This window comes from Thioalkalivibrio sp. (assembly GCF_041685615.1).
Taxonomy (GTDB): domain Bacteria; phylum Pseudomonadota; class Gammaproteobacteria; order Ectothiorhodospirales; family Ectothiorhodospiraceae; genus Thioalkalivibrio.
The window spans coordinates 1-5,511 of record NZ_JAWLFK010000082.1 but is presented as its reverse complement, the minus strand read 5'-3'; the positions used below and the strand labels follow the sequence as shown (position 1 = coordinate 5,511).

Below are 5,511 nucleotides of genomic sequence, written 5' to 3'. Positions count from 1 at the left end.
GAAGGTACGACCGGCGGCTAGGCGCCCAACAACGGATGGGTCCGGAACAGTCGCCCCAGGCGTTCCTCGAGTTCGGGGCGCACCGGCCCCGAGCGCTCGGCGTCGAGGCGGGAGACGAACAGGTTGTCGTACCAGTCCTCTTCCTCGTCCATGTCCCAGTCGACCTCGCGCAGCAGGGCCTCACCGGCCGCGGGGATCTCGGCGGGCAGGTCGCGGCCGGTCAGCAGGGCCCAGACGCCGGTCCAGCAGCGGGCGAGTGCGAGGGGATGGTAACCACCGCCGCCCAGGACCAGCAGCTTCGGCGTGCCATCCGCATGGCGCGGGCTAGTCTCGATCACGTCGTCGATACAGGCGAGGAAACACTGGGTGGAGATGCCGAACTTGCCCAGCGGATCCGGCAGCAGGGCATCGGTGCCGGCCTGGACAACGATCACGTCCGGCTGCCAGCGACCCCGCACCGCATCCCAGACCCGGGTGAAGGCGGCGCGGAATTCGGTGTCGTTCGTCTCCTTCGGCAGCGGCACATTCACCGCGTTGCCGAGCGGGCCCGTGTCCTCGATGCGGCCGCCCTCGAAGGGGTACCCGTATTCGGTATCCATGTGCAGGGAGACCGTGAGGACATCCGAATCATCGCTGAACGCGGCCTCGACGCCATCTCCGTGGTGGGCATCGATGTCGAGATAGAGCACGCGCTGGCCGGCCTGGCGCAGGCGCAGGATCGCGAGCGCCGGGTCGTTGAAGTAGCAGAACCCGCGTGCCTGGTCGGGGGCGGCGTGGTGCATGCCGCCGGCCGGGTTGAAGGCCATCCGACCGCCCAGCACGACCTCGGCGCCCTGGATGGAGCCGAAGGTCGCGGTGGCCGGGGTGGCGAAGAAGCCGGCAAAGAACGGGTTCTCGAAGTTGCCGATGTTGTGGCGGTCGCGGTAGCGCTGAAAGACCTTGCCCAGGGCCTCGGCGCGCTGCATCGCGGAGACATACTCACGGGTGTGGAACCATTCGAGCTCGGCGGGCTGCGCCCGGCGGGTGACGGCCATCTCGGCGGGGGTGATCGCGTCATAGGCCTCGATCAGGTCAATGGTCAGCGACACGCGCGGGATACCGAGGGGATGGTTGTCGCCGTAGCTGTGCCCGCGATAACGCGGGGCGTGCAGCAGGGTCGCGTGGCGCCGGGCCGGGGCGCGCTCGGAACCCGGGACGGTGGCGTCCTGATCGATCGCTTCGGGGGTGGCACTCACTGACGCAGCCTCAGGTAGATCTCGGGCAGACGGCGCGGCAGCTCGTCCACGTGGTCGATGATGGTGTAGTGCCCGGGGCCGAAGATGGCCGGGAGGTACTCGGAGCCGGACGGGTCCAGGGTGATGCAGAAGGGGTGTACGCCGGCATCCACCGCCTCCTTCATCGCCATGCGCGTGTCCTCGTGCAGGTAGCGCTGGTCGCCGCCGTCGTCATAGTCGGCCGGACGGCCGTCGGACAGGATCAGCAACAGGCGGCGCTGGCTGGAGTTGCGCCTGAACGCCTCCAGCGAATGCCGGATGCCCGCGCCCATGCGCGAGGCCAGGCGCCCCGACACCCCGGCGATGCGCCCGCGCACGGCGTGGTTCAGGTCCTCGTTGAAGTCCTTCAGCCAGTAGTAATTGACCTGGTCGCGCTGCTTGGAGGCGAAGCCGGCGATCGCGTAGGGGTCGCCGACCTTCTCGATGGCCTCGGCGAACAGCATCATCCCCTCGCGCACGCGGTCCACGATCTTGCCCTGCCCGCCCGGGTGGCGCGCCATGATGGAGGTAGACATGTCCGCCAGCATCAGCACGCCGGTGTCACGGTGCTGCACCGCCCGGCGGCGGTAGATGAAGGCCTTGGGCGAGAGTCCCGCCTTCTTGTCGGCGATGTAGTCGATCACCGCCTCGGTATCCAGCTCGTCGCCGTCCAGCTGTTTTCGCAGCGGCGCCAGGCGCATCGGACGCTGCATCTCCAGACCCCGTGTCAGGCGCTTCAGGGTATCGGCGTTCTCGGACAGGATGGTCGCTGCCCGCTCCGGATCCTCGTCGTCGAACACGCGCTCGTAGAGGTTGACCCAGTCGGAGATGTAGCGCTGCTCGCGGTAGTCCCACTCGGGATACGGGATGCCGTCCTTCTTCGGGGTGTAGGGTGCGGCGCGTTTGGCCACCTGTGCCGGCTGGGGGATGCCGGTGCCGATGCGCCCGCCGGTGCCGGAGGTCTCCTGCTGCGGGGTCTGGATATCCGCGTCCGGGTCCTTCTGCGCCTGCTCCGGGGCCTGCTGCGGTTGCTCCTCCTGCTTCTGGTGCTCGAACTTGTGCTCGTCGTGCGCCTCGTGGTCGCGGAAGTCGGCCAGGCTGCCGTCGCGCTTGCGCTGCGGGTAGACGGGCAGCGACTGGTTCAGCGAAAGCCCCGGCAGATAGGCCTCGGTGCGCTCCTCGAGGGTGATCTCCGGGAGGGTGTCGTCGGCGAACAGTTCCTCGCCCACGGCCCAGGCGGTCACCACGTCGGCGTCGGGCTCCAGCATGCGGGCCAGGCGCGGGTCCTGTGCCTCGCCGCGCAGCAGGGCCTTGTGGGCACGCAGGGCGAAGTCGTAATAGACCGCGGCGCCGCCTTCCGGGCGGTCGTGCTGTTCGGCGAGTTCAACGAGGCGCGACAGGAAGTTCGGGATGCGCGGGGCCAGGCGCGCGTTCACGCGCAGATCCTCGGCCAGGTCGAACAGCACCTGGAAGCGGAACATGCGCGCCTCGAATGGCGCGAACAGCGGGCGCCAGGTGATGCGTGCCTTGTCGTCCAGCGGCGGATGCTCGGCACCCGCGCGCGCGAACAGCCGTTCGACATCGGCGTGGGCGTAGGTATCGAACGCGAGATGCGCGGCCGCATGCTGGGTGGCAACCATGGCCTCCTCGCGCGAGTCCATCACCGCCGGCATGAACAGGCGTCGGCCATCGGTCTCGAGCATCGGGCGACCCTCCCCCGGCTTCCAGCTGGAGTCGGCCAGCGGGATGTCCGCATCCAGCCAGGCCATCAGCACCAGGCGCAGGAAGCGCCCGTTCATGCGCGGGCGAAAGCCCGGCAGCGCCTCCAGCAGGAGCTTCAGGCTCTCGTCGCTCTCCAGGCGAAAGTATGCCTCGCCGCGCGAGCGCCCGGCCTTCAGCAGGTCCGCCCCGCGGCGCGCCCAGGACAGCAGGCCCGCGTCGCCGACCAGGTTGCGGGCAATCGGGGCGCCCTCGAGGTAGGCGTCCAGGGTCAGGCCGCGTTCGTCGAACAGCGTCTCGGCCGGTTCGATCAGCGCGCGCAGGCCCTCGATGCCGCGCCCACCGGCGAGCTTCTCGAAGTCGGTCTCGAAATAGGCCCGGGCATCCGGCAGGCTGCGCGCGCACCAGCGCAGGCCGATCTCGGCCCATTCGCGCTCGCCGGCCTCGCCCCACGCCGCATACACGCGGTCGGCCTGAGCCATGAAGCCTTCCAGGGCATAGTTCGAGTTCACCCATTCCTGGAAGCGCGCGGCCTGCTCCAGCCACAGCTCCACCGTCTGCATATGCTCGGCCAGCCGGGCCGAATGGCGCATGAAGCTCTTGCCGGACTCGCGGTCATGAAAAAACAGGTCCCGCGCGGTCTCGATCCAGCGCCGCGCGACGCTGGCGCCGAACGGACGGATCGCCGGCAGCGCCTCCTTCGTATCGCGGTGCGCGACGAAGCTGATGTCCTCCAGGTGCTGGAGGATCTCCTCGATCTCGACGAGTTCTTCTGCCTCCGGTTTCGCGCCGTCGTTGGTCGCGGGGCCGCTCACGCCGCTTCGGACTCGGGGAAGTGGGCGTCGAAGATCTCTTCCAGCGCCTGGATCAGCTCGGGGTCGTCGGTGATCGGGGCGATCATCGCGGCGCGGCAGGCCACCCGCGGGCTCAAGCCCGCCTGCATCAACTCGCCGGCGTAGGCCAGCGCGCGGGTGGAGGTGGCCTCTTCCAGGCCGTGATCCTTCAGGGTGCGCGCCTTGCGCCCGGCGGCCACGAGTTTCTCCACGCGATCGGCGTCCAGGCCACCGGATTCCTTGGCCACGATCTCGCGCTCGACGTCCTCCGCCGGGTAGTCGAAGTGGATGCCGACGAAGCGCTGCTTGGTGGAAGGCTTCAGATCCTTCAGTACGGTCTGGTAACCCGGGTTGTAGGAGATCACCAGCATGAAATCCTCGTGCGCATCGATGATCTGCGCCTTCTTGTCCAGCGGGAGCTGGCGGCGGTGGTCGGTCAGCGGGTGGATGACCACGGTGGTGTCGGTGCGCGCCTCGACGATCTCGTCGAGGTAGCAGATCGCCCCCTCCTTGACGGAACGGGTCAGCGGGCCGTCCTGCCACACCGTCTCCTCGCCTTCCAGCAGGAAGCGGCCGACCAAGTCCGAGCTGGTCAGGTCCTCGTGGCAGGACACGGTCACCAGCGGCTGGCCGATGGTATGGGCCACATGCTCCAGAAAACGGGTCTTGCCGCAGCCCGTCGGCCCCTTGAGCATCACCGGGAGGCGCTTCGAATATGCCGCCTTGAAGATCTCGATCTCGTCTCCCTGGGGCCTGTAGAACGGGGCATCGCCCACATCCCCCGGCTTCTCGATAACGTCGCGTTCTACACCGCGGATGCGGTTGATCAGGTTCTTCATGAAATCTCCGGGGCCGGGACTGGTGTATGCGCAGGTGCGGCGTTACCCTCCAGCGCGCTGGGCGGGCCGCCAATCGTGTTCCCGCAGGCTTTGTTGTATCATTCGCTGTTTATATTCTATCGAACCTGCGCACTTGCATGAACCAAACGCCCCACCGGAGCGGGGTTGGGCTTGCGAAGGCGCCCGTCACTCGGATTCAGCGCTTCAATAGAGGACCCGGTATGAAACTTGTCAAACTCGTCAAGCTGAACAACCTGCAGTACAACCCGAACCGTGACCCGGAGGTGTACCGCCGTCCGGTCAACGAGGAATTCCGGGTTCAGGCCGTCCTGAACGGGTCCGGCACCGCCCAGTGCAAGTTCTCGGTGGAAGGCGAGACCCTGTGCGAGGGCAGCGTGTCCCTGCCGGGCACCTTCGACTGCAAGTTCAGCTACGACACCGCCGGCACCCGCATTGGTGACCTGGTGATCGAGGGCAACGGCGAAACCTTCCACGAGAAGATCCGCATCGACGTTCTGGAACACGCCTGGATCGGCTGATTCCGGCTCGAACGAGCCCGGCGGCGCCCCCGGGGCGCGTCATGCAAAGGCCTCGCGGCAACCCGCCCGGGGCCTTTCGCGTTTCTGGACCGGCGGCACCAAACGGGACGATGACGGATAACCCGAGAATCCCGACACCCTGATCGACGACTCGCCCGTCAAAACGAATCGGTCTTCCGCGCGCCCTCCGTGTCCCCTGTGGCCCAATCGCCCTTGGCCTTCATCATTTCTTCGTGCGCTCCCATGAAACAGTTTTTAAGTCATTGTTTTATTGTTTTTAATTGGGCTCTTCTCAAGCGGATTTGGTTGTCAGTTCCAGGCCCAACTG

General features: G+C 67.2%; 4 protein-coding genes. 1 reads left to right on the top strand and 3 read right to left on the bottom strand.

The genetic code is table 11. From position 1 onward, the window contains the following. Window positions 1-17: 17 nt before the first annotated feature. The 3 genes from ACESLR_RS11385 to ACESLR_RS11375 are packed head-to-tail and all read right to left on the bottom strand — an operon-like array spanning window position 18 to window position 4,644. Window positions 18-1,235, bottom strand: a complete 1,218-nt coding sequence (locus ACESLR_RS11385) for an acetoin utilization protein AcuC (protein WP_373026154.1) — start codon at window positions 1,233-1,235, stop codon at window positions 18-20. Further along, window positions 1,232-3,787, bottom strand: a complete 2,556-nt coding sequence (locus ACESLR_RS11380; protein WP_373026153.1) for a nitric oxide reductase activation protein NorD — start codon at window positions 3,785-3,787, stop codon at window positions 1,232-1,234. The genes ACESLR_RS11385 and ACESLR_RS11380 overlap by 4 nt, the downstream gene beginning before the upstream one ends. Further along, window positions 3,784-4,644, bottom strand: a complete 861-nt coding sequence (locus ACESLR_RS11375; protein ID WP_373026152.1) for a CbbQ/NirQ/NorQ/GpvN family protein — start codon at window positions 4,642-4,644, stop codon at window positions 3,784-3,786. The genes ACESLR_RS11380 and ACESLR_RS11375 overlap by 4 nt, the downstream gene beginning before the upstream one ends. A 221-nt stretch (window positions 4,645-4,865) precedes the next feature. Between ACESLR_RS11375 and ACESLR_RS11370 the strand changes: the two genes are divergently transcribed. Further along, the gene (locus ACESLR_RS11370; RefSeq protein ID WP_024327057.1) at window positions 4,866-5,183 is read left to right on the top strand and encodes a hypothetical protein; all 318 of its coding nucleotides are present in this window, start codon (window positions 4,866-4,868) and stop codon (window positions 5,181-5,183) included. Window positions 5,184-5,511 lie beyond the last annotated feature (328 nt).

Coding starts and splice junctions, on each gene's coding strand:
- ACESLR_RS11370 (WP_024327057.1), top strand. CDS start 4,866: ATGAAACTTGTCAAACTCGTCAAGCTGAACAACCTGCAGTACAACCCG.
- ACESLR_RS11375 (WP_373026152.1), bottom strand. CDS start 4,644: ATGAAGAACCTGATCAACCGCATCCGCGGTGTAGAACGCGACGTTATC.